This window comes from Streptomyces sp. NBC_01465, from assembly GCF_036227325.1.
GTDB lineage: Bacteria > Actinomycetota > Actinomycetes > Streptomycetales > Streptomycetaceae > Streptomyces.
Window position 1 is genome coordinate 8,803,831 of record NZ_CP109467.1, and the last position, 24,519, is coordinate 8,828,349.

At 67.0% G+C, this 24,519-nt stretch carries 19 protein-coding genes; 12 read left to right on the plus strand and 7 right to left on the minus strand.

Translation table 11 applies throughout. The features are described from left to right. Positions 1-86: 86 nt before the first annotated feature. Entirely contained in the window at positions 87-353 is a 267-nt protein-coding gene (locus OG707_RS40835; protein ID WP_329127166.1) for a hypothetical protein, read from the plus strand. Between the two features lie 167 nt (positions 354-520). Here OG707_RS40835 and OG707_RS40840 read toward each other — a convergent pair whose 3' ends face one another. After that, on the minus strand, positions 521-1,066 hold the full coding sequence (locus tag OG707_RS40840) for a hypothetical protein (protein WP_329127168.1): 546 nt from the start codon (positions 1,064-1,066) through the stop codon (positions 521-523). 690 nt (positions 1,067-1,756) lie between these two features. On the opposite strand from OG707_RS40840, the gene OG707_RS40845 reads away from it, so the two are divergent. From OG707_RS40845 to OG707_RS40880, 8 genes are all read left to right on the plus strand, one after another. Beyond that, a complete protein-coding gene (locus tag OG707_RS40845) occupies positions 1,757-2,416 on the plus strand; it encodes a restriction endonuclease (RefSeq protein ID WP_329127169.1) in 660 nt (219 codons plus the stop codon). Between the two features lie 275 nt (positions 2,417-2,691). Next, positions 2,692-2,850 (plus strand): hypothetical protein, encoded by a 159-nt coding sequence (locus tag OG707_RS40850; protein ID WP_329128247.1) that lies wholly within the window; start codon positions 2,692-2,694, stop codon positions 2,848-2,850. Then, positions 2,847-3,014 carry a hypothetical protein gene (locus OG707_RS40855; protein ID WP_329127171.1) on the plus strand — a complete coding sequence of 56 codons (168 nt, stop codon included), beginning with the start codon at positions 2,847-2,849 and terminating at the stop codon, positions 3,012-3,014. The genes OG707_RS40850 and OG707_RS40855 overlap by 4 nt, the downstream gene beginning before the upstream one ends. A gap of 21 nt (positions 3,015-3,035) precedes the next feature. Next, positions 3,036-3,422: an RNA polymerase sigma factor gene (locus OG707_RS40860; RefSeq protein WP_329127173.1), complete on the plus strand. Its 387-nt coding sequence runs from the start codon at positions 3,036-3,038 to the stop codon at positions 3,420-3,422. After that, complete coding sequence (locus OG707_RS40865) at positions 3,406-4,173, plus strand: hypothetical protein (protein ID WP_329127175.1); 768 nt, start codon at positions 3,406-3,408, stop codon at positions 4,171-4,173. Before OG707_RS40860 ends, OG707_RS40865 begins: the two co-directional genes overlap by 17 nt. Positions 4,174-5,089: 916 nt before the next feature. Further along, on the plus strand, positions 5,090-12,658 hold the full coding sequence (locus OG707_RS40870; protein ID WP_329127177.1) for a polymorphic toxin-type HINT domain-containing protein: 7,569 nt from the start codon (positions 5,090-5,092) through the stop codon (positions 12,656-12,658). 23 nt (positions 12,659-12,681) lie between these two features. Beyond that, a complete protein-coding gene (locus OG707_RS40875; protein WP_329127178.1) occupies positions 12,682-13,116 on the plus strand; it encodes a hypothetical protein in 435 nt (144 codons plus the stop codon). A gap of 208 nt (positions 13,117-13,324) precedes the next feature. After that, the gene (locus OG707_RS40880) at positions 13,325-14,248 is read left to right on the plus strand and encodes a Dyp-type peroxidase (protein ID WP_329127180.1); all 924 of its coding nucleotides are present in this window, start codon (positions 13,325-13,327) and stop codon (positions 14,246-14,248) included. Between the two features lie 339 nt (positions 14,249-14,587). On the opposite strand, the gene OG707_RS40885 is transcribed toward OG707_RS40880, so the two are convergent. The 5 genes from OG707_RS40885 to OG707_RS40905 form a co-directional block, all read right to left on the minus strand. After that, a complete protein-coding gene (locus tag OG707_RS40885; RefSeq protein WP_329127181.1) occupies positions 14,588-14,839 on the minus strand; it encodes a hypothetical protein in 252 nt (83 codons plus the stop codon). Continuing rightward, positions 14,836-15,147, minus strand: a complete 312-nt coding sequence (locus OG707_RS40890; RefSeq protein WP_329127182.1) for a hypothetical protein — start codon at positions 15,145-15,147, stop codon at positions 14,836-14,838. Before OG707_RS40890 ends, OG707_RS40885 begins: the two co-directional genes overlap by 4 nt. Positions 15,148-15,556: 409 nt before the next feature. Continuing rightward, positions 15,557-16,072, minus strand: coding sequence for a hypothetical protein (locus OG707_RS40895; RefSeq protein ID WP_329127184.1), 516 nt, complete (start codon positions 16,070-16,072; stop codon positions 15,557-15,559). A 183-nt stretch (positions 16,073-16,255) separates the two neighbouring features. Further along, entirely contained in the window at positions 16,256-16,696 is a 441-nt protein-coding gene (locus tag OG707_RS40900; RefSeq protein WP_329127186.1) for a barstar family protein, read from the minus strand. A gap of 5 nt (positions 16,697-16,701) precedes the next feature. Continuing rightward, entirely contained in the window at positions 16,702-20,088 is a 3,387-nt protein-coding gene (locus OG707_RS40905; RefSeq protein ID WP_329127187.1) for a ribonuclease domain-containing protein, read from the minus strand. 474 nt (positions 20,089-20,562) lie between these two features. On the opposite strand from OG707_RS40905, the gene OG707_RS40910 reads away from it, so the two are divergent. From OG707_RS40910 to OG707_RS40920, 3 genes are all read left to right on the plus strand, one after another. Further along, positions 20,563-21,093: a hypothetical protein gene (locus OG707_RS40910; RefSeq protein ID WP_329127189.1), complete on the plus strand. Its 531-nt coding sequence runs from the start codon at positions 20,563-20,565 to the stop codon at positions 21,091-21,093. A gap of 233 nt (positions 21,094-21,326) precedes the next feature. Beyond that, positions 21,327-22,100 (plus strand): DUF4190 domain-containing protein, encoded by a 774-nt coding sequence (locus OG707_RS40915; protein ID WP_329127191.1) that lies wholly within the window; start codon positions 21,327-21,329, stop codon positions 22,098-22,100. Positions 22,101-22,297: 197 nt separating this feature from the next. Beyond that, the gene (locus tag OG707_RS40920) at positions 22,298-23,947 is read left to right on the plus strand and encodes a S1 family peptidase (RefSeq protein ID WP_329127193.1); all 1,650 of its coding nucleotides are present in this window, start codon (positions 22,298-22,300) and stop codon (positions 23,945-23,947) included. Positions 23,948-24,120: 173 nt separating this feature from the next. Here OG707_RS40920 and OG707_RS40925 read toward each other — a convergent pair whose 3' ends face one another. After that, positions 24,121-24,306: a hypothetical protein gene (locus OG707_RS40925; protein ID WP_329127194.1), complete on the minus strand. Its 186-nt coding sequence runs from the start codon at positions 24,304-24,306 to the stop codon at positions 24,121-24,123. Positions 24,307-24,519: the final 213 nt, after the last annotated feature.

Here is a 24,519-nt window from a genome sequence, read left to right on the forward strand (position 1 = left end):
CTGAAGCTGTGAACGCCCAGGTGGAGGTCTCCTGAAGCTGACCGGCCGGTCAAGCATCGTTCCGTGACCGACACCAGGAGTGTGCGATGGATCCCCAAAAGGTGCTTCTTGGTACCTTCCCGCTGGCTCTCGTGCTGACACAACTGCTGAAGCTGGCACCCGGCATGCTCGCCTGCTTGCTGCGGCACATCAGCGACCTCATCACCCTTCGCATGGCACTGCGAGACGCCTCACCAGGGCAACGAGCCGAGCTCCTGGCCGCCCACCAGGCATGGTGCACGGCGCGCGTACGGCCTGCCACCCCGCGCCGACGCAAGCATCAAGCAGACAGCCGGTCATACGGCGACGCCTGACGACGTAAAGCGCGTCGTCCAAGGAAGACGAGGACCCTGGCCACAACCCATGGCCAGGGTCCTACACACACTCCACGACGCATCGGGGGAAGGCTGACCTGCCCCACGCCTTGGGTTCCAGTTCTGGTGGCCAAGACGTCGTTTCTTTTGGCGGTGTGCCTTCCGGATCAGCGGTCGTTCGTGGGCTCTGCACACCCAGCCAAGAGGGCGGCCAAGGCCGTGCCCACGGAGTCGGTGGGGAGGAATCGCTGGATCGCGTCGCCCTCCGGCGATGTGATCACGTAGTTTCCCGCTAGGTAGGAGAGGTCTCCCCAGTGTTCTCGGGTGTGGGCCCGCGTCAGGACATGGCCACATCGCGTGCAGGCGATCCACGGCACGAGGACGTTGGCCACGTCCGGGTCGGCCCCGACTGCCGGCGAGTTGACGATGTTGTCAGCGTGTTCGATCAGCTTCAGCTGGGCCGGAGCGTCGTCCCTACGGCATTGAAGGAGCCGGGGCGTGAGCGACTCCCTCTCGCCCCAGACTTCTGCGAGCACGGATATCCGCGCCCTGACCGTCTCACTGATCGGCACCCGGCGGGCGAGGAGCCCGGAGACGAGCAGGCCAAGCCCCGCTTCCTGCTCGCCGATGTCCCAGCAGTCCTTGATCTCCTGGGCATCGGCCTCTGGCAGCAATGCGGCGAGCTGGTGCCAGACAACAACGTCATCGATCACCCCGCAGACGCTACCGGCCCGCTCCATGCGCGCCCCCGAGCCCTGGAGGTCCCGGCGGGCGGGGAGGCGAAGCTGCCCTGGAGTGCAGGGCAGAGTATTCGGCTGATTCCTGGCCGCCGCATCACGGAAACAGCCTGGTCGCTGCTCCCCGTCGCGGACGCAGGGGCGGTATCGGCGTCTGGATTCCGCCGCTGCAGGTGGCCTTCGCGTGACGTGTTGTCAGTCCCGGCTGGTGTCCTCATTTCAACGGGCCGCCAGCGTGCCCGTGTTGGGGGAGGGGCGGGACATGCCAATGGTGGAGGAGCACGAGCGGGGCGGGACGAGAGTGCGCCGGCATTTCCGGTGGGCGCCGGGGGCACGACGGGATCTGTCGATTTTGGTGGTGCTGGGACTCGCGGTCGCGGGCTACGAAGGGGCGTCGCGTGCGGCCGGCAGCGACGGTCAAGTGCCGGGGCCCCGGCCGGCGTCGACTGCCACGTACCCGGTGCACTTCGAGGGCTGGCAGAACCCGAAGCCGGCACCGCGGCCGACGGTTTCCTACCCGATCCGGTTCGACCACTGATAGGTGCCGGAGCGTCCCTTGGCGCGGCGGCGAGGCCCTCTTGCCGGGGCAGGTCCGGCCTTTCACACTGCGGATCACGAGCGTGGGGGAGTGGGGAAGTGATGGCAGCACGACGACGGCGCCGACGCATGAGGAAGCGCACACGCAGGCAACTGCAGGGCTGGGGTGCGGTAGCGGCGGTGATCGCCGGGGTGTGGGTGGCCGGGAACTGGGCGGTGGTGTGGCCCGTCCTGGTGGCGGTGCTCGGCATAGCCGTGCTGGGCGGGGCCGGATGGGGATTGTGGCGAGCGCACCTGCACGCCGTCGAAGGAGACCGTCAGTGGCGGGCACAGGAAGAGACCAGGGTGCGGGAACTGTCCATGGCCGAGGTCGACAAACTCTCCTGGCAGGAATTCGAGCACTACGTCGCAGACCTGTGCCGGCGGGACGGCTGTCGAGATGTCGTCGTGAGCGGCAAGAGCGGCGACCTGGGGGCCGACGCCGTCGGCTACCTCGCCGACGGCCGCAAACTGGTCGTCCAGGTCAAGAAGTACGCGCCCGAGCGCAGCGTCTCCTCCCAGGACATGCAGAAGTTCGTCGGCACCGCCCGCCTCGAGTACGGCGCGGACGTTGCCCTGTTCGTCACCACGTGCCGCGCGTTCACGAAGGCCGCCCTCGGCCTGGCGGTGCGCCAGGACATCGTTGCCCTGCACCGCGACTTGCTCGGCTCCTGGGTCAAAGGCGCCCATCTGGAGTCGCTGATCCCGCTGAACGGAAGCGGTGGCGGCGCGCGACGCCCGCCAGCCTGACGGGCGCCTCTCGCTGCTCCTGGATCACTCACCACTCCTCTATGAGGTGCGACATGAAGGTTTGGGGAGGCGTTGAGGCCCGGGACCGACGAGGCGTCCGTCCGACGCCCACGCGACCGCCACCACCCTGAGCAGCAGCACCGCGCACCGATCTACGGTGAGGCATGAGATGCCCGGGTGGTCATGAGCGTCACGGTCCCACTGCTCGAACAGCCCGTAACGAAGTCTGATCTCGTCCTGGACTGTCCTACCTACGGATCAGGACCGATGGTCTCGTGACGATGGAACGTGTGGGCGATGTGGTCATGGCGGCGTTCGCGCTGCGGGTGTTCGGCCGTGATGCGGCCCTGCTGCTGCGCCGTGCCGCGGCGGCCGGGGTGCGGGCGGGCGTGAGCGAGATGCAGCGCGGTACCCACCGGGAGGGGCAGCAGTGAGTCAGGGCCTGCCGTACTCCACGCCGATGACGAACAACAAGCAGCTGCCGGTGGACTTCTCGGCATTCCATCAGATGCACCGGCCCACCTACCTGCGCTGGGCCGAGACCTACCTCAACCACCGCGCGGATGCCGAGGAGGCCGTCGACGCCGCCTTCGAGTAGATCCTCACCACCTGGGGTGCGGTGCTGACAAAGGAGAACCCGGCCGGCTATGCCTGGAGCATCCTGCGCACCCGCACCATCGACGTGGGACGAGCCCGCGGAAGGCGGATCGCCTTAATCGGGGCGGCCTTCGAGACGGCAGCCCTGCACCACAGCGTCGACCCGATCGGCCAGCTCGAGGAGAGCCTCAACCAGTTTGCCGCGATCCGCCGGCTCCCGCCGCGCCAGATGGACGTGACGATCCTCCTCCACCTCCAGGGCCTGAGCGTGGACCAGGTCGCCGACGAGCTCGGCATCACCCCCGCCGGCGTGCGATCCACCGCCCGCCACGCCAAACGCCGGCTGCGCGAGGCCTTCGGACTGCCCGCCAAGCACCGGGAAGGACACGCTGATGACGTCGCCCATTGATGACCTGCTCGCGCGAGCCCGACTGCTGCACCGGCCCTGCACCCAGACCGATATCGAGGATGCGGAGCGGCGCATCGCCGCCCGCGCGACCGCACACAGCGCACAGGACGAAGAACTCGAACCGGCCTGGCGTGAACTGCTCGCCGAACCCAGCCCTCGGCCGGACGAAGCTTCCGCCGAGCAGGACCTGGCGGTCCTGTGCCGTACCGTCATCACCCACCCCAAGGCCCTCGGCGACCTGGAACTTTTCTTCGAGCGGGTCCCTGATCCGGCCGGAGCCCTGGTACTGGGCTGCATGCTCCAGCTCCTCGACCGTGAGGAGTCCGCCCGTTTCTGGTGGCAGTTCGCCGCCGGTGCCGGCGACCCCGCCGCCACGTACTGCCTCTCCCTGCACCACCGGGCACTGGGACAGCACGGCGAGGCCGACTGGTGGGACTGCCAGGCCGCCGAGATCACCGTCCACGACGCCGATGACGACGAGGTCGACGTCCCCACCGTGCTGCGCATCATCCGAGCCCTGAGGAAGGACGCGACGGCGGTACCCGACACCGTCAACGCCGTACTTCACTACGTACCGGCCGCCGTGGCGTTCGTCGACGACGACGACCTCGAACTCCCCCTGCCCCTGCCCGATCCCGACTTCGCCGACCGCGTGAGCGCGCTGACCACCCCCGCACCACGACGGGCGGCGCACCGGGAGACCGGCCTTGATCCGCTGCCGGAACGCCACCCGGCAGCCCCCAGGCGGTGACACCCCGCACCACCATTCGATCCGCGACCATCCGCGGCCGGAAGACGGTGAGAGGAAACAAGGGGAGCGGCCCCGTGTACGTGCGAAGGCCACGGGGCCGCGAGGTCGTCCTGTCGGAACGCCCACCGCGACCGTACGAGGCGTTGAGGTGGTAAGCGACTTGTGGGCTGCTGTACGGGTGTCCGCAGGGCGGTTGCGCGGCTGGCGCCTTGTCGGTACAGGCGCTTGCCAGGCAGCCGCGGGGTGGGGACCTGGCGTCGTGAAGTACTGGTCCTCAAGGAACTCACTCACTTGTGGGCAGGCCGGACTGGCGCAATCGGCGTCGCGGCTGACCGCCAGTTGACGGTCGACCGTGGTGCGGCGCTTCGTACTGCCTTTCGGACAGTTTGGCGAGCGACGTCCGATGCCGGGTCAAGCGCGGTGGGGCTGGGCGTGGTGACCGCACACCGTGAGTGATCGGTGTCTTTGTGCTGGAGTTTTGGGGTCCGTTTCAGGCCCTCTGGTGATCGTGGAGGTGGCTCATTTATGAAGGGGGCACGTCAATAGGTGCTGGATTCCCAGGATGTGAAAGCGGCCTGTGTGTAGGTTGTGTCGCCCTGCGCGGTGTGCGTGAAGTACATGGGCCTGCTGCGGTTCATGTGGAGATCCGGGGGGCGCGGTGCGTCAGCACGGCGAACGGCTCAATGCACGGCTGGGTATGAGATTCCGGCGGGTCATCGTCGGTGCGGTGATGATGGCGCTTGCCGGCGGAAGTCTCGCAGCGCAAGATGCGCCAACTGCAGCCTCCCTGCCGCACAGCACATCCTCGCCGACGCCGCAGGCGTCTTCCGCACCACCGCAGGAGGCGGAGCCCGCGGGCCCCTCGTCCTCTGTGTCGGCAAAGAACTCGGCCCGTGGCGCCGCTGGTGCGGCGGCGGTGACCAACTCCGCGGTGTACGCCTACGATGCGGCCGGCCGGATGGTCGGAGTGACGGACCCGGCTGGGGAGACAGCCCGGTATCGGTATGACGCCACCGGAAACCGGCTTGGTGTGGACCGCTACCCCTCGAGCCAGTTGTCAGTGCTGTCGATCGTTCCGGCCAGGGCAGCTGCCGGGACGAGGGTCACCATCTCAGGGACCGGGTTCGCTCCGTCGTTAACCGGCAACACCGTCACGTTCGGCGGCGGAAAGACGGCAACCGTCGCCACGGCCACGGCGACTCGCCTGACGGTCACGGTCCCTGCCGCAGCAGGCACGGGAACGGTCGCGGTGAAGACCGGCACGACCACCGTCTCCTCCTCGGAGCCGTTCTCGCTGGCGGGTCCCGGTCCGGCGATCACAGCGATGAGTCCGGCTACCGGTCCCGCCAGCACCCAAGTGGCGCTGACGGGATCAGGGTTCGCCGCGGCCGACACGGACAACGTGGTGCGGTTCAACGGCCTGATCGCCGTGGTCGTCTCCCGGACCGCCACGGCCCTCACCGTCAAGGTGCCACCCGGTGCCTCGAGCGGGCAGGTCACCCTGGACACCCCCGACGGGCAGACGAACGCCCCGAAAGACTTCACCGTACCCAGCACCTCGAACGTGGAAGCAACGGTGCGCACCACGGCAACGGACACCGCACCGGTGCCGGTTGCTGTGTCGCAGCCCGGAAAGATCTACCAGGTGCTGTTCGGGGCCGACCGGGGCGACGACGTCAGCTTCGGGTTCACCGGTTCGACATTCAGCGCGGTGACGCTGCGCCTGGTCGACCCGCAGGGCGCGACCGTGGACACGACGTCCATCGCAGGCAGCGCCCCGAACGACTGGGACCTGCGCCACCTTCCCCTGTCCGGCACCTATTCGCTCTACGTCGAACCGAACTCCAACGGGGTGGGCTCGGCCAGTCTCGTCTTGTCCGAAGCCGCCGGGGGAGCCCTGGACTACGCGGCAGCACCCTCCGCGGCCGCCATGACCCGGGCCGGGCAGAACACCCGCTGGACCTTCACCGCGACCGCAGGCGACTCCGTGAGCCTGGGCGTCGACGCGTTACAGATGACCTCGGTCAACGCCCTGCTCTACGCCCCGAACGGCGACAAACTCACCGAACGCCTGATCCCCAACAAGGGCGCCGACTCCATCGACCTGGATTCCGTGCCGCAGACCGGCACCTACGAACTGGTCCTGGACCCGTACAACGCCGCGACCGGAACGGCGCAGGCCAGCGTCTCGAACTACAGCACCGGGGGAGTGGCCACCACCACCGGACCGGCCGTGCAGGTCCCCATATCGAGGCCGGGACAGAACGGCACCGCCACCTTCCAGGGCCAACTGGGGCAGCAGCTCTCCCTCGGCATGGCGGCGACCGGGTTCACCACATCGTTGCCCGTGACGATCAAGACACCCAGTGGCACCGTCCTGGAGACCCAGACCGCCTGGTGGAACTCACCGACGGAATGGGAACTGAAAACCCTGCCAACCACCGGTACCTACACCATCGTTGTCGCCCCCACCGCATTGGGAACGGGGCAGCTCTCCCTGACCTTGTCGCAGACAGCAACACTGGCTGCCCTGACCACCGGCGCTGCCCCGGCCAAGGCGGACATCCCCCGGTTCGGCCAGAACCTCGAATCGACCTTCCAGGCCACCACGGGCGACGATCTATCGCTGGGGCTTTCCGCGAACACCGTCACCACCAATCTGCTGGTCAGCGTCATCAACCCCTCGGGCAGCACGCTGATCAACCAACGGATGGTGTACACCGGGCAGTCCGGCACCATCGGCCTCTCCGATCTCCCGGAGACAGGCACCTACCGCATCGTCATCGACCCCTACCAAGGGGGCACCGGGTCGCTCTATCTGACCCTGTCGGTGGACATCGGCAACGTCGTGCAGATCGACGGCGCCTCGGCCCTGGTGAGCAGCACCCGGCCCGGGCAGCGCCTGCGCGCCACCTTCACCGCCCCGGCCGGCGGCATGGCCGGGCTGGCCCTGACGAGCAACACCTTCACCGACACCACGAATCTGACACTGCTCGATGCGTCCGGAGCACTGGTCAAGGATCTGGGCACCGTGTCCAAGGCGACGGACGGGGCCAAATACTTCGCCGCGCTGACTGCGGGCGCGACCTACACCGTCCTCCTGGAGCCCACCAACGGCGCCACCGGTACGGGCACCCTGTGGCTCTCCGCCCCGGTCAACGCTGGCGCGCTGCCCGCGAACGCCTCACCGGTGACCGGTGCACTCACCCGGCCCGGCCAGCAACTGCTGTTCACCCTGCAGGCCACTGCCGGGGAGGGGGCCGCCGTTCTGATCTCGAACAGCACCTTCACCGGCGTCACGAACATCGTCACCCAGACGTCGGCCGGTGCCAGTGCCGGGCCCGCCGTGACGCTGACCGGGGCCACCGGCGAGACGGATCTGCGCCCGCCGCTGCAGGCCGGCACCTACCAGGTCCTCCTCCAGCCGGCCAAGCCGGTGTCTGGGAACGCCACCGCCAGCCGCGTCAACGACATCAACGGCGGGACACTGACGGTCGGCGGAGCCCGTGTGCCCGCAGCCATCACGGCGGCGGCCGGCAACGCGCACTACACCTTCGCCGGAACCAAGGGCCAGAAGATCACCACCGTCGTGGACGCTCCGCCCTATGACTGGGAGTTGTCCGTGGCGGGCCCGGACGGCAAGTGGCTGGTCGACGCCCGGTACGTCGCGAAAGCGACTCTGTCGGTCGACCTTCCTGCGCTGACGGCCGACGGCACCTACACCGTGACCGTCGACCCCTACTCCCGGGCCACCGGCACCATCACCCTGGGCGCCAAAGTGACCGGGACCCTGGCGAAGACCCCCGCCACCGCGGACAAGCCAACAACACCGCCTGCACGAGCACACACCGATACAGCCCCCGGCATCGTGCCCACGGGGGCCGATGCCTGGCAGCCGGACCAGCGCAACCTCTCCGGCCGCGACTGGACCACCCACCGAGGTGCGGCCCCGGCCGCACTGCCCGCACTTCGGGCCCCGCCCGGGCAGACCTCCCTCACCGGACGGGTGCTGAAACTCGACGGCACCGCGCTGCCCGGCGTCACCGTCACGGTGGCGAACAAGACGGCACGCACCGACAGCAGCGGGCGCTTCCTCCTGGCCGGCATCAGCGCCCAGGCCCGCACCGTAGTGGTCGACGGCAGCAGTGCGAACAGCCGCAGCCGCCAGTACGGCACCTACAGCATCCGCATCACCCCGCGCGCCGGACGGGCCATCGACCTGGGCTTCCCGGTCTGGATGACGCCCCTCGACACCAAGCACACCGTCACCTTCACGGCCCCGGCCCGCACGGACGTCGTCCTCAAGACCCCGCAGATCCCCGGTCTCGAGGTCCACATTCCCAAGGGCTCCGTCATCCGTGACGCCAAGGGGAACACGGTCACCAAGCTCGGCATCACCGCTATCCCCACGGACCGCACTCCCTTCCCCCTCCCCAAGGACAGCCAGGTCCCGGTCTACTTCACCGTCCAGCCCGGCGGGACCACCGTCTTCCCCAAGGGCGCCCAGATCATCTATCCCAACTACACCCAGCAGACCCCCGGCCACGAGATGGACTTCCTCAACTACGACCCGGCCGACAAGGGCTGGCACGTCTACGGGCACGGGAAGGTCTCCGCCGACGGCCGCCAGGTCATCCCGGACAAGAACACCCGCGTATGGGCGTTCAACGGTGCAATGATCAGCGGCTCCGCCACCATCCCCTTCGACATCCCGCTGCTCGACGACGTCGTCGACTGGCTCTCGGGCGACCCGGTCGACCTGCACAGCGGTCTGCTCACCGACACCCACACCGACCTGGCCGTCGGCGATGAACTCGGCAACGCCGAAGTCACCCGAAGCTACTGGCAGGGCGACACCCGATCCCGCGCCTTCGGTATCGGACGCGACCTCAGCTACAACGCCCGCCTGTTCCGCGCCGACACGACGACCTACCGGGACACCGACCTGTACCTGCCCGGCGGCAGAACAGTCCACTTCGTGCGCACCTCACCCGGAACGCACTACGACGACGCCGTGTTCGAACCCACCGACTCGTCCTCAGATTTCCAGGGCACCCGGATCCAGTACGACCACACCGCGAACCACGGCGGATGGAACCTCACCTTCCGCGACGGGACCGTCTGGTTCTTCCCCGAATACGCGCCGCTGGCCGAGATCCGCGACCGGCACGGCAACAACCTGCGCCTGACCCGCACCGACGCCCCCTACGGAGACGTCATCCAGGCCGCCACCTCCTCGGGACGCTGGGTCAGCCTCACCTACGACGCCCAGCACCGCGTCAGCTCCACCCAGGACAACACCGGGCGCACCACCGCGTACACGTACGACACGACGGGCCGGCTGGACACCGTCACCGACCCGGCAGGAAAGATCAGCCGGTTCACCTACGACGGCACGAGCAACCGCATCGCCACCGCCAACGACGCCCGCGCCATCACCTACATGACCAACACGTACTACGCCGACGGGCGGGTCAAGGACCAGACGCTCACCGAGGGCGCCAAGTTCTCCTTCACCTACGACAAGAACGGCTCCGGCCAGGTCACCGCGACCAACGTGACCCAGCCCGGCGGATCAATCCGTCGTGTGGAATTCGACGCCAGCGGGATGGGCACCTCCGACACCGAGGCGTACAACACGACCCTGGCCCGCAAGACCCTCTTCGGACGGGGCACACGCCACCGCGTCGACACCATCACCGACCCCTACAACCGGCGCACCGACTTCACCTACGACGCAAACGGCAACATCACCTCCACGACGGACCTCGCCGGCACGGCCGACGCCCGCTCCTCGGGCACCGAAACCCTCGATGGGCCCTTCGACCAGCCGACCCAGAGCACCGACACCCTGGGCAACGCGACGCTCTACACGTACGAGACGAACGGGGACCTGAAATCGGTCAGCGACCCCGAAGGGCGCACCACCACCTACACCTACGCGCCCGACGGGCAGGTCAAGACCGTCACCGACGCCGACGGCGTCACCGAATTCACCTACCGCTTCGGCCAGCTGGTCTCCGTGAAAGACGCCGAGGGCCGCATCTCGAGCCAGTTCACCGACGCCGCAGGCCGCCCCAGCGCTACCAGCGACCCGTCCGGCGCGACGACCGCGATCGTGTACGACAAGCTCAGCCAGGTCCGCCAGACGACCGACCCGATGGGCTTCACCACCGGCTACGCCTACGACGACAACGGCAACCTGACGGGCCTCACCGACGCCCGCACCCACACCGCCAGCTGGGGTTACGACAACGCCGACCGGCTCAAGTCGGCAACCGACGCACTCGGCAACCAGTCCACCTTCGGCTACGACGCCGCCGGCAACCTCGCCAAGGCCACCACACGGGCAGGGAAAGTGGCCACCGCCGAATTCGACCTCCTCGGACGGCAGACGAAGGGCTCCTACGGGGTCACCACGACCGGCACCGCGGAGTCGACCGCCACCTACACCTACAACGACTTCGACCTCCCCCAGACCATCACCGACACCGCGGCCGGCAACGAGAGCTTCACCTACGACCCCTACGACCAGGTCAAGACCGCCACCAGCTCCACCGGCACCGTCACCTACGGCTACGACAGCGACGGGCGGCGCGCCTCACTCGCCGCCGCGGGTGTCACCACCACCTACGGCTACGACAAGTCCAGTGCACTGACGTCCCTGACCACAGGCAGTGACCAGATCGTGTTCGGCCTTGATGCCGTCGGACGGCAGAAGACCGCCGCACTGCCCGGGGGATTCACCCGCACCACGGACTACGACAAGACCGGCAACACCAAAAACATCACCTACACCCGAGCCGGTGCCACCGTCGGGACCCTGGCGTACGGCCGCGACGAGCGAAGCCTGCAGACCAGCCTGACCGGCAACCTCGCCAACATCGCACTCCCCGCAGCCGAAACCGGCACGACCTTCGGCGTCGACAACCAGATCAGCACCTACGCCGGGCGCACCTTCACCTACAACAAGGACGGGCAACTCTCCGCCGACGGCATCCGCACCTACACCTGGAACGCCCGCGGGCAGCTGACCGGCCTGACCAAGGCCGGCCAGAGTTCCACCTTCGGCTACGACCCGCTCGGGGCCAGGACCAGCCGCACCACCGCCGGGGCCACCAGCAAATTCCTCACCGACGGCTCCAACCCACTGGTGGAGCAGAACAGCTCAGGACAGATCACCGGCACCGTCGTCACCGGCGGGCTCGACGACTACCTCACCCGCAGTGAGAGTGGGAAGAACCAGGTCTACCTGACCGATGCCCAGGGCAGTGTCGTGGGACTGGCCAACAGCGACGGCACCATCGCCACCACCTACACCTACGACCCCGCCGGCCAGGCCACCGCCACCGGGGCCGCCACCGGAAACCGCTACACCTACACCGGGCGCGAGGACGACGGAACCGGCCTGCTCTACTACCGCGACCGGTACTACGACCCGCAGACCGGACGCTTCATCTCCCAAGACCCCATCGGCCAGGCCGGAGGCTCCAACCTCTACGAGTACGCCATGTCCTCACCCACCACCTACACCGACCCCAGCGGCGACAACCCGCTGCTCGTCGGCTGCCTGGTCGGCGGACTGACGGACGGCGCCATCGACTGGCTCACCCAGCGCCTGTCCGGGCGCAAAGTCAACTGGGGACAGGTCGGAGCCTCTGCCGTGATGGGATGCCTCGCCGGCATGATCGGAGGAGAATTCGGAGGCGGCTGGGCATCGCGCGGGGTGTGCACACCCAACAGCTTCACCGGCGACACACCCGTCGTGATGGCTGACGGAACCCGCAGGCCCATCAAGGACATCAAGGTCGGCGACCGGGTGCTCGCCACCGACCCCGAGACCGGCGAAACAGGCGCCCACAACATCAGCACCCTCATCCGAGGCACCGGCGACAAACAACTCGTCGACATCACCATCGACACCGACGGCCCTGCAGGCTCCAAGACCGGGCTCCTGACCGCCACGGACGGGCACCCGTTCTGGGTCCCGGAACTCCACCAGTGGGTGCCCGCCAGCCAGTTGACACCTGGGCAGTGGCTCCAGACCAGCTCCGGAACCTGGGTCCAGGTCGAACACACTACCCACCGCCGCGAGTCGACGAGGGTCTACAACTTCACCGTCGACGACCTGCACACGTATTTCGTCGGCGCTGGAAACCGAGACGTCCTCGTCCACAACAAAACCTGCCTACTCGGAACAAGTGTCGATATCAATCGATATCTTGAGAGAAATCATTACCGTGGCGGGTTCTATAAACTGAATGTACCGATGCGCGGATCGGGGCGCTGGAACTGGACCCTGAACAAGAGATTCATCGACCATGCGCTGAAGAAGGGGATACCGATCAGGCTTGTCACGAACCCGAACAATGCGCTCTATAAAGGTGGAAACGTAACCCAGCGGGAGATCCGGTATCTGATGGGCAAGGGATATGGATTCCGGAAGATCGAAAACTACTGGCTGGTGGTAAAAATCCGCCCATGACGCCCTGAGAAGCGGAGAAGATAATGGTGCCAAGCAAAGCGGTATTCTTTCGCGAGGTGCAAGAAGCCTTTGCAGACGTCGTTTCCGAGCTTGCTCTAAATGGGCCTGTCGAGAGTGAGCTCGTGATACCGGTATCCAAATACGCCGAAGGTTCGGTCATCTACGAGATCAGCTTGGATGCTCGCGAGGGAAGCGTGAACACCAGCGTTGAACTGGTCGTCGGCGACGCGTCCCTGATTTGCGACGTAGAAGACGTTGCCATCGCCGTAGGAACCCTTGAATCGCGGGGCAAAATATCCTTCAGCGCCCGAAATCTCAAACAGCTGAAGAAATCGCTGATCGATCAGGTCGGGTGCGTCCCCGCCGTCCATTCGTTCATGATGACGCCGGAAGGCGAAAACATAATGAGAGCCGCAGGGGCCAGGGAATGGTCAAATCTTCCAGATTCCGAAGGATAGGTTTCCATTAGGTCCGGCCATGCATCATCCGGGAGGATCCTTGTTCGCTACACGACGGTTCGCACGGCGGCGGGTACTCCTGTCCGGAGCAGCGGCAGGACTCGCAGTGGGCGGCAGTGGATTTGCGGCCCGCTATATGGGCAAGTCCGAACCTGACTTAGGCGCAGCGCCCGTCCAGCTCCGCTCGACCCTCCCTGCAGAGCGCACGGTGCTCCTCGTCCTCGATCTCAAAAGGCCCACCGCCGATCCAGCGGAGCCGGTCAAGCAACTCCTGCAGCAGGCGCAGACTGCGTGGGGCGGGGAGACCGAGGTCGGATTAGCGCTCGGTGCAAGGATCTTTGGTACGTCGCCGCGGAAGCCTCGTCAGCTCACCACGATGCCGACTTTCCGGGGCGATCTCCTGGACCCCCAACAGGTACACGGCGACGTCCTCGTACAGGTCACTGGAGCGTCTCCCGCGAAGGTGGAAGAAGCGGCACAGGGTGTTCTGGGTACAGCCTCAGTCTGGCAACTTCGCTGGCGTATCAGCGGCTTCAGAACAGATAACCGCATCGAAGGTGGCCGAGGCCTGATGCGCAACCCCTTCCACTTCACGGACGGGTTCGGAAACCCGGACAGTGACCGCGAAGTGTGGGACAGGACGATAGTCCGGGCAGATCAGGGCGAGCCTGCCTGGGCTGTCGGCGGGTCGTACCAAGTGGTGCGGGTCATAAAATTTGCGACCGAGTTGTGGGACAAGGACTCTGTCGACCTCCAAGAGCGGATCGTCGGTCGTCACCGCGACGGACGATGGCTGGACGGCACCCCGAGCGGGGAGCAGCCGAACTACCGCGCTGATGCCCAGGGGAAACTGACACCCCTCGACTCGCATGTCCGGCTCGCCGCTCCGGACCGGCGGAACCCTCCTCCCATGGTCCGGCGTAGTTACAACTACGACCGCGGAGACGGCGACTCCGGACTGATCTTCTCGTCCTTCCAGAGAGATCTGGCAGGAGGATTCGAGGCAGTACAGAAGCGGTTGGAGAGCGAAGCCCTGGCCTCTTACGTTCTGACCATTGGAGGCGGCTACTTCTTTGCCCCTCCACCCGGCGGCGCCTGGCTGGGTCTGGCCCTGGGAAGCGGACCGGTATGAGCGCCGTACTCACTCTGCACGCCCGGGGTTGATGCGAGTACGTGCAGGCTCACGCTGTCCAAGAGGACGCTTTCATCGGCACCTAAGCACCTCGACAGCGGCTGACTGATCCGGTGACGGCCCCGATGGGGCAGCCCTGAAGCAGGCCGCCCCGGCCTCGTCTTCCTTCGACTTCGGCACGGCTCCAGACGGCATTGACTGGGCGACTGTCGAGGAGCGCCCAGCTGCCCTTGGGCGGCCGCGTCCTGATCGCGCCCGGTGACCGGCGACGCATGAACACTTCCAGGGGTCGACCGACCCAAGTACGTGCAAGCCGCCCTCTACGCCGGTGGGATCGGGTCAGCCGGCCCAGGTGAAGCTGATCGGGGTGATGCGTCCCGTCAGCATGTTGATGAACATCACCAGCAGGCCGGCCCCGGATCCGAAGGTGGCTTGCCACATCACCTTGTCGGCGATGCCGTACGGCTCGACGACTGTGAACGGGTCGGCCTCGAGGGCGTCGATGAGGTCCAGCAGGGCGAACTGGCCCTCCAGGGGGAGGCTTTCGATCTGCTGCTGGGTGTGGTCGCTGACGTGGAAGGACCAGGTCACGCGGCGCCACGCTGCTCGCGGGTGGCCCGCAGTCGGGTACGCCATTCCTGGTGAGCGTCCTGGGAGGTGGCATCCGCCCGGTATGCGGGCGGCAGGTCGCCGTGCTCCTCAAGGTATGCACGGGCGGCATCCACGTTCGGTGCATCCACGGTCGACCACTGCAGGGCGAGAGCCTGCCAGCGGGTGAGGACTTCTTCGAGTTGGTCCAGGGGTGCGAGGTGGACCTCACGCAGACACCTCTGGCGCAGCTCTGCGGAGGGCAGGGCGTGGACGATGGTGTCGATCGTCCAGTCGTGGGTGCTGCTCATCTTCTGCCCCCTTCGTCATAGTGATGCCGGAGCGGCCGGTCCCGGCGAGCTTGATAGCAGGGTGATATCAGCTGCGGACCACGGTAGCGGTCGGTGGCGGTGGCTGTCAGGTGGAGGCGTGGTGGCGGTCACGGGATCGCCCACCCTCGCTGTCCCGATCCCCCACGGGGGATGGCGGAGCCGCCAGACATGGACGCGTCGGGACGGCGGATGGTGCTCAGTGCTCGATCCTGCCTTGCGGATCGTGTGGGTGTCGTTCGGGGGCGTGGCCTGGAATGTGACAGGCCCCGGCATCAGCCCCCTCTTACTTGGTGGTGTGGGTGGGGTAGACCCGGACGTCGGTGTAGGCCAAGCAGGGCGGCCCGCCGAGGACTAGCCTCGGCGGGCCGCTGAAGTGCGTACCGCTATGTCAGGTGCTGCTCGTGGTCGACGACTGCAGCACTGTGCATGGGGAGTCCCACCATGGGAGACCGTTCCGAACCTGGTCGAGATGATGACCTGAGTAGTTCGGTGGTGCCCCGGTGATGCCGGGGGCTTCCAGCAAGTAGAAGTCCGCGTGTTCCCCGCTCACGGAGAATTCGCCGTCCGGGAAGAACTCCAGGTCGAGCCGCAGACCGTTGTCGGGGGTCCTGGCGGGTCTGCTGGAGACCACGGTGAACGCCATGAGGTTCTGAGACTGCGGCGATCCTTGCCAGTGGAAGGCCTGCAGTCCGCGAACCACGAGGAGGGCTGCGTTGCCGGTTGGATAGTGCGATGCCGTGCGCATTTCGAAGAGAAGCGCGGCACGGTTGGCGGTCGGGCACACCCTGCTGTCCAGGAACTGTACGTCCTCCAGGGCGTCGTCTTCCTTGAGCGGGTCCCAGCTGCTGGGACCCGTGGCTGGATAGCTGTCCTGGGAGGTGAAGAGTTTTTCGATGAGCGTCATGGTGTCGATCCGTGCCAATACGTGTCAACGACGAAGACGATGCGGCCCGTTGAGGGAAAATCCCAAAACGGGCCACATCGGTCGCACTGTAGTCTCGCACGTTGCTACTGGTGGGGGAAAAGGAGCCGCCCTATTCGCGGCGCACCTGTTACATCGCGATATGGCCTCGTCCAAGCCGTCGTATTACGGGTGGTGCAGCAAACGCCGAGTGATCGGTTCGTCCTCTGCGTCGACGGCCACGTAGACGGACAGTTCCGTGGGTTCCCCGACCGCTGATCTGGCATCGGACAGTTCTTCCGCCAGGTCACGCAAAACCCACAGTGCATGTTGGAAGTCCTGCTTGTGCTCAGCTTTCGCGCTGCCCGCATCAGTCCAGACAAGGATCAGGCGGGGAACCCGCATCCTGTGGAGGCCCTCCCAGAGGGAGTCCGCGAGCGCGTCCCAGCTTCGTGAGCTCTCCAAGGGCGGATCCAGGGGAAGCGATTCACCCACTGCTGCGAAGAATGCCTGCCTATCTACCCGTCCTTTGGTCGATACGGTCAGGGCCGGGATATTCTGGATTTCGGCCGAGCCGAGGATGTCGGGAACTGCGTCATGCGACACGATCACGAACTTATGTGCCATGAGAATCACCGAATCTGCACGAAGGGTGGATTTCCCGAGTCACCATAGTGCGTCCAGGTGTAGTAGGTTTCGCCGGTATCCGTGTTCTTGACGATCCGCAGTGCACCAGCACTGTCGCCGTATGGATTGGCGACACGGTACTCCTTGTAGGGAGAGTTCGGTCCCTTGGCGCCAGGCAGGTCTCCCGACCAGTTCTTGAACTTGGTGCCCCACTTCGTTGCCGTAGGCCCGCTCGGCACCGTTCCTGCATCGAGGTGCGCCAGAGTCTCATTGAGGCCGGTCTCCTCCGCGGCCGGCAGCTTGCCAGTGATCCACGGAACACACGGGACTGGTGCGCTGCGGGTCAGGCTACGTCCCAGGGGCTTGACGCATTTCGCGAGTTTCCCCACGCGGGTGGCCTCGACGATGTCGTCAATTTTCCCGAGGCTCTTGAGTGCCTTGAGCTTCCCCACTGGAAGAATTGACATCGCCGCGAGCGCGCACTTGCCGATGCTGGGGTCCTTGATGCAGTCCCTGGCATCGTTCAAGCCAAGGACCTCCCAGACGATCGCCTTCAATGTCGGGTCGATTCCTGGGAATACGAGCTCCTGACCAGTCAGCGCGCAGGGGGGGAGATTGTCCCGGTTCATCGGGATATAGCACTTGGGCTTGGCGTCTTGCTCCCTTTGCCGTTCGCGGAGCTCTGCGGCCTCGCGCCGCATCTCGGCTTCTTCCGCCGCACGCTTGGCCGTCACATCCTTCCAGGCAGCACTGGCCAGATTCTCGGCCTCGTCCTTGCTCTTTCCGGCGTCGAGTGCGGACTGCTTCGCCTCGTCAGCGGACTGCTTCGCCTCGCGCGCCGAGTTGTGCGCATACTGTGCCGAGAACTCCGCCTGAGCTGCAGACTCTTCAGCGTCGATGCTCGACTGGTTCGCGCGGTCGGCGGCGGCTCGTGCGGTGGTCGCAGACGTCTTGGCCTGCTTGGCGCTGGTCTCGGCCCGGTCGGCGGCTTTATCAGCGTCGGCGGCATAGCCTGCGGCGTCCGTGGCGCTCTGCGCTGCGTCGTTCTTGGCCTTCTCCGCGTCGGCCGCAGCTCCCTTGGCCTCAAAGGCGGCCTGCGCTGCGAGGTGGCTGTTCCTGCGGGCATTGGCCGCGATCTCCTGGCCCTCGGCGATGAGCCGATCGACCTGGGCCACGTGGTTGATGGCGAGTTGGTCCTCGCGGTCGGCCATGTACTGTCCGGCGTCGACGAAGGCGTGGACCTCATCCGCGGAGCCAGCCAGAGCGATCTTGGCTGCGGCCTTCACCTCGGGACCGCCTTCGTTGTACAGCTTGCTCGCTGTCACCCGCTCATCGGCCTGAAGGGCCGCGTACTGGCCGCTGTTGAGGAAGCCGGCCAGCGCCTGAGCACTCCCGTCCTCCAGGGCTGCTTTCGCGGCATCCCTGACGCCCGGACCGCCGTCGTTGTAGAGCTTGGACACTGCGACGCGGTAGTCCGCGTTGCCGGCCTCGTACTGGCCGGTGGTGTAGAAGTCGAGGATCTGCTGGTCGGTGCCGTTGAGTGCCGCAGTCGCGGCGGTGCGTACTGCCTCGTAGGGGCTACCAGAGGCGATGTCAGAGACCTGCTGGCGCGTCTCATCCGTGACCGCCTGGTCCCAGCCCGTCTTCAGGTACGTGATGACGTCAGCGTCGGTGCCGGACAGGGCCTCGGTGGCGGCGTCCTTGCGCCATGAGCCGAAATACTTCAATGCCCGGAGCGCTACGGCGCGGCCCTTGGCTGCGATGGCTGCCTGGTCGGTGTCGGGCTTGGAGGCTTCGAGGGTCAGGGCCTTGGTGTCGTCGACGATTGCCTGGCCCTCGACCACCGTTTTGGAGAGGTCGACGGTGAAGGTGTCGGCCGCGGCCTTCTGCGTCATCGCCGACTCAACGCCCGCGTCGGTGCGGGTCTTGAGGTCCTCAGTCTCGGTCTCCCGGGCGAGATCGAAGGTCTTCTGTGCGGTCGTCACCGCCGCGGTGGCGGTGTCTGCTGCAGCCTTGGCCGCAGCAGCTTGCTTGGCGGCCTCCGCTGCTTGGTCGGCAGCCTCACCGGCGTGCTCGGCTGCCTCGTCGGCCGCGTCCGCGGCGTTCTCGGCATGCGTGGCGGCGGAGTTGGCTGCGTCCCGGGCTTCGTTGGCGGCCGTGGCCGACCTGCGGGCGAGAGCTTCGGCGGCGTTCGCGGCCCGGTTCGCCTCGGCGGCGTGCCGGCGGGTTTCCGCGGCAGCGGCGCGCGCCTCGGAGGAGGAGCCGCCAGCTGCATCCGCGTAGTCGGCGGCCTGATCGGCGGCGGCAGCTGCCTTGTCGGCGTTGCCCGTTGCGCTGCGGGAGGCGGCCGCTGCGTCGGCGGCGGCCAGCGATGCTTTGCCTGCCTGCTCGGCTGCCTTGGCTGACTTCTTCGCCAGTTCGCCCGCCTTGCGGGCCTCGGCTGCACGGTCCCGAGCGGCCTGAGCCTTGTTCTTGTCCGTGCCGGCTGCGTATGCCGCGTTCGATGCCCGGCCGGCTGCTTCGGCTGCTGAAGCAGCCGCGCTAGCGGTCTGCGCTGCGGCAAGGGATGCCCGACGTGCGGAGGCGTTTGCGGCGTTCGCTGCGCCGATGGCCTGCTGGGAAGCCTCGGCCGCGGCGCGGGCGGCATCGGCGGCCTGGTTGGCCTTCAGCGAGGCGCGATTCGCGTCGTTCTTGGCCGCCTCTGTCTCCTTGGCCGCCTTTTCCGCAGCCTCCAGGGCAAGTGCCGCAGCTGCGACCGCCTTGGCGGATGCCTCTTCGGCCTTGTCAGTCGCCTCTTCGGCTTGCTTGCCGGCCTTCTCTGCCTGGTCGGTCAGCTCTGCGATCGTGGCGTATTCCTGGTCGCGGTTGCGCGCGACGAACTGCCCGACATCCAGGAACTCCAAGATGTCGTCGGGCGTGCCCTGCAGGGCGAGTTTGGCGGCGGCCTTCACATTGGTGCCACCGGAGCTGTAGAGCTTGCTGACCTCGACCCGGTTGTCAGCTTCCTGTGCCGTGTACTGGTCGACCTCCAGGAACTGCTTGACGTCTTCGGGGGTGCCCAGCAGTGCGGCCTTGCCGGCGTCTTGGACTCCGGGGCCGCCGAAGTTCACGACCCGGCTGGCATCCACCCGCTGGTCCTGCTCTTGGGGAGCCTTCCACCCTGTGTCCAGGAAGGCCTCGACGTCTGCGGGGGTCCCCTGCAGGGCGGCCTTCGCCGCCTCACGAACTGCCGGCCCACCTGCGTTTACCACGCGGGAGGCGTCCACCCGGTCGTCGACCTGCTGGATGGCGGGGGCGTCCGTGAGGAAGGTTCGGATGTCATCGTCCGTCCCCAGGAGAGCTTGCTCAGCGGCTTCCTTGATGCCTGTACCGCCATCGAGCCAGTAGCCCACGACCAAGCTGCGATTTGCACCAGGCAGCTCCTCATCAGCTGCGACTGCCGGGGAAGCGCCCAGAAGCGTGGCAGTCAGCGTGGCGGACAGCAGCGTGGCGCAGGCAGCGCGAGGACCAAGCTTCCTCAACGACACTCTTTGTCTTATTTTGCGCGCTCGCCCAGCTTCGTGGGGCGGCAAGGGCTTTTTCACTTTGCGGTCCTTCGGTGGTCAATCTCCACCGGCCACGAATCGCCCAGAAACTGAAAGAAGTTACTCTATGCCCGTTTTGGGCAAACCGTGACCAGTCGTATGCGGCAGTGAAGTCTGAGTGCAGGCACGCGAGTTGACGGGCTGTCAGCCGATGCCATCTCTGCAGGTGCGGGCCATTTCTTGCGTGCCAGCGTGCAGATTACATGAACTTTACATAAGTCAACCATCATGGTTTCCTGGCGATCACATTTGCTCCACATGTCATCCCCCTGTGAGGAACCCATGTCGATATCCCCTGCCCGGAAGACCTTCCTGGGAGGCCTGACGGCAGCACTCGTGCTGGGCCTTGGTGCCACCGCGCTCGCTCTCCCGCAGAGCGCACCCGCAGCCGAGCGCGCCACTGCGGCCGCCGACACCATGCCGGTTGCGATCGAGGACTTCAGCTACCCCGACGCCGCCAAGATCCAGCAGGAGCGTGGCATCATCCTCAAGCGCGGTGACGGGCACATCTCGCTCACACCTGCGACCGCACTCAATCAGTGCGTCGACCCCTCGAACATCGCAATTGAGGCTCGCAAGCCCACTACATCGGTCGTGTACTGCTTCAAGGCCACCGCGAAGTCCGGCTACTTGACCCTTGAGCTGCCCGACGCCTTCAATATCTGGACCCAGGACCACCCGGTGCAGGCCACGCTGACTGCCGAGGGCAAGGAAACCGTTGTCAACGCCCCCGCGGACGACCTCACGTCCGTCGGTGAATCCGGTGACACCGGCCTGCGCTCAACCCTGGTTGAGATCCGCGTGACCGGCTGACCTGGCCCGGCTGCACACCTGCGCATGCCCGCCGTCGGGATCACTCACGCCGCGACTTCAAGGGCGAGCTCACCAAGAGCACCGACGCACGCCACCCCTGGGCCGAAGCCACCGGGGCCCCTGAAGCATCTCGCCCCTTCCAGAGGAATCCCATGACCACGCCCGCCGATTCGACTGAGGCACCGCCTCCTCACGGGGCACCAGTACCCACCTCCCCCGGGGTTTCTGGGCCTGTGCTGCAGGAGGCCCGCAACGGACTGGGAACGGCGTCGATGGTCCTGGGATCCATTGGCTCCTTCCTTGCCTTCTTCCCGGTGCTGTTCTGGATCGCGGGCATCCTGGGGATCCTCGCCGTGGTCTTCGGTCTGGTTGCCTACAGGGGCGCCCGCAAGGGTTTGGCCACCAACCGGACTTCGGCGCTGGGCGGGGCCTTCTTCGGCGCCATCTCGATAGCGCTCACCATCGTGATGGCCTTCGTCGTCACCGCCTTCGCCAAGAACATCGATGAGAAGGCAGCAGGTGGCGCGAAGCACGACGGCGCCTCTTCCTACAGTGCTCCTCCGGCGCTCGACGGCGCACCACAGCCTCCGGTCACGGATGACGCGGACGCCGGGCCCGCGGAGTTCGGCCAGAGCCGGGCCTACGCGGACGGCGCGAGGATGACTGTCATGGCGCCCACCGAGTTCCAACCGGGGCCGCGCACAGTCGGCGTACGTCCCGGGGACCGGACCTACCGGGTGAAGATGACAATCTTCAACGGCTCCACCGAGCCCCTCGACCTCAGCCCCGTCGCCCCGCGGGTCCACGACGCGAACGGCAGGGGCATCGACCCGCTCTTCGGCACCCGGCAAGGGCGCAAAGACTTCGACGGCACCCTGGCGCCCGGCGCGCAGACCACGGCCCAGTACCCCTACGTGGTGACACCGGAAGCCGCCAAGATCCTGCGCATCAAGGTGAGTCCCGGCCTGGCCTACGAGGACAGCACATGGTCGGGCCCCATCGGATAGCCCCGCGCGTGCAACAGCGCGGCTCCCCTAATGGTGTAGCTCGTGGCCCAAGGACGACCAAGGCTTGAGCCTCGTCGACCTTCATGTCACCAGCTGACTGCCGTGCACACCCGCAGCGCTCAGGCGCCTGCCCCCACCGGTTCCCAAGGCCGGGTATCGCCGGCCTGCTCCCACACACGAACTTGTAAGGAACTCTCATGTCTGGCAAGCGTTCACGCACCGCGTGGGCCGCGGCGCTGCTCACCGCAGTGGTCTCGGCCGCCGGCGCCCTCACCGGCACCACGGCACAGGCCCTCGACGGCGACACCGCGGCCGCCGGTGCGTCCAGCTTCACCGCGAAGATCGATATCGGTGACGGCACACGCGCCTGCACCGGCACGCTCATCAACAACCAGTGGATGATCACCGCTTCGAGCTGCTTCGTCGACGACCCCACCCAGGCCACGTCGCTGGTGGCGGGTGCGCCGAAGCTCAAGTCCACGGTCACCATCGGCCGTACCGACCTCACCACCACGACGGGTGAGGTCCGTGACATCACCCAGCTGATACCCCGCACCGACCGCGACCTGGTCCTCGCGAAGCTCTCCGCCCCGGTCTACGGCCTGTCCTTCCTGCACCCCGCCACCACCGCGCCCGTCGCGGGCGAAGCGCTGAAGGGCGCCGGGTACGGGCGCACCAAGGACACCTGGGTGCCCGACACCCTGCACACCGCCGCCTTCACCACCGGCGCAGTCGAGACCACCGCACTCGACATCGACGGCACCCCCGTCTGCAAGGGCGACACCGGCGCCCCCGTCTACCGCGAGAAGAACGGCCGCCCCGAGCTCGCCGCGATCGCCACCAACTCCTGGCAGGGCGGCTGCCTTGGCACGGACGAGACCCGCACCGGCGCCGTCGCCTCCCGCGTGGACGACATCCGCGCCTGGATCACCGAGAACACCGCCTCCACGCTCAACACGTGGAACACGCAGATGGTCACCGAGACCAGCACCGGCCTGTTCCACGGCATGCGGAACAGCAACGGCGACTGGACCGGCTTCGCGGACGTGGAGAAGGTCGCCGGGTCGGTCACCGACGTCGCCTACGCCGCGGACGCAGCGATCAAGGGCAAGAACTACATCTTCGCCGTCGGCGGCGACAGCCACCTCTACATGGCCGCCCGCCGGGCCACCGGCGGCTGGGACGCCTTCAAGGACATGAACGCCACCCTCGGAGCCAAGACCGGACTGACCCGCGTCGCGGTCACCTCCACCGGACCGGGCCTGGCCCTGGTCGGCCTCGCGGGCGGCAAGGTCTACCACGCCACCATGGACGCGGACGAAACCTGGTCGAAGTGGGCGGACGCCTCTGCGAAGCTCGGCGCCCTCGCCGACGCCACCCAGCTCACCATCTCGCAGACCACCGGCGGTAACACCAACGTCGGGATCGTCGCCGGCGGCAAGGCCTACCACGGCCAGCGCCACGAGGACGGCACCTGGAGCACCTGGGGCAACGTCACCCAGTTCGCCCCCGGCATCGGCACCGTGAACGGCATGGCCTTCGCCGGCATCGGCGAAGAGCTCCAGGTCATCATGACCAGCACCACCGGCCTCAACGAGCACGGCATCCGTGACAGCGCAGGCCACTGGAGTGACTTCGCCAGCCTCAGCACCAAGCTCGGCAGTGACACCGCCGTCTCCGTCGACGCCGCCGCCGTCTCCGGGGAGTTCCAGGCTGCCATCGTCACCACCGACGGGAAGATCAAGCACACCCTGCGCCACACCAACGGCAAGTGGGACGCCCCCGAACAGGTCGGCGGCATCCCCGGCACCCCCGCCACCGTCGCCCTCACCGGCAGCGCCGGCTAACCCTTCGCGTGGATCAACGCTGCCCCGGCAACCCACGGTTGCCGGGGCAGCGGCATGCCGCACACGTGTCGCGTTGCTCCCGGAACCCGGGGAGGCCCGGGTTCCGCACGGAACCCACCGCGGCTGCATTCCCAGGGGAGACAGCCGAAGTATGGGAGAGGGGCTGGATCCTCCTACAGGTAGTCGAGCGGTTCGGCGGCGTAGGTGCCGTCGCCCAGCGGGGCGTCGGTCAGTTCGAAGCGCTGCGGGCAGCCGCCCACCAGGTGGGTGATGACAGTGCCGGGCGGCTGAGTGGTGGGGATCTGGTCCGGGGTGCCGTCCTGACCGGCGGTGCGCAGCAGGGTGTAGCGGCGCAGCACGCGCATTTCCTCGGCGGGAGGAGCAAGAAGTGGCTGTGGGGCGGCCGCAGGTCGCCGGCGGCGGAGCAGGGCTGCGGTCAGCGCGCCGAGTACGGCCGCGAGGCTCGACCCGCCGCGATGGCCGAGGCCGTGATCAGCGTCTTCATTGCTCGCATGGTCGGCCAACCGGCCGGAGGCCGTGGCGGGTTACGCGGCCGAGCGCTGGATCACCTG

Coding starts and splice junctions, on each gene's coding strand:
- OG707_RS40895 (WP_329127184.1), bottom strand. CDS start 16,072: ATGACGCTCATCGAAAAACTCTTCACCTCCCAGGACAGCTATCCAGCC.
- OG707_RS40875 (WP_329127178.1), top strand. CDS start 12,682: ATGGTGCCAAGCAAAGCGGTATTCTTTCGCGAGGTGCAAGAAGCCTTT.
- OG707_RS40900 (WP_329127186.1), bottom strand. CDS start 16,696: ATGGCACATAAGTTCGTGATCGTGTCGCATGACGCAGTTCCCGACATC.
- OG707_RS40865 (WP_329127175.1), top strand. CDS start 3,406: ATGACGTCGCCCATTGATGACCTGCTCGCGCGAGCCCGACTGCTGCAC.
- OG707_RS40845 (WP_329127169.1), top strand. CDS start 1,757: ATGAGGAAGCGCACACGCAGGCAACTGCAGGGCTGGGGTGCGGTAGCG.
- OG707_RS40890 (WP_329127182.1), bottom strand. CDS start 15,147: ATGAGCAGCACCCACGACTGGACGATCGACACCATCGTCCACGCCCTG.
- OG707_RS40920 (WP_329127193.1), top strand. CDS start 22,298: ATGTCTGGCAAGCGTTCACGCACCGCGTGGGCCGCGGCGCTGCTCACC.
- OG707_RS40910 (WP_329127189.1), top strand. CDS start 20,563: ATGTCGATATCCCCTGCCCGGAAGACCTTCCTGGGAGGCCTGACGGCA.
- OG707_RS40835 (WP_329127166.1), top strand. CDS start 87: ATGGATCCCCAAAAGGTGCTTCTTGGTACCTTCCCGCTGGCTCTCGTG.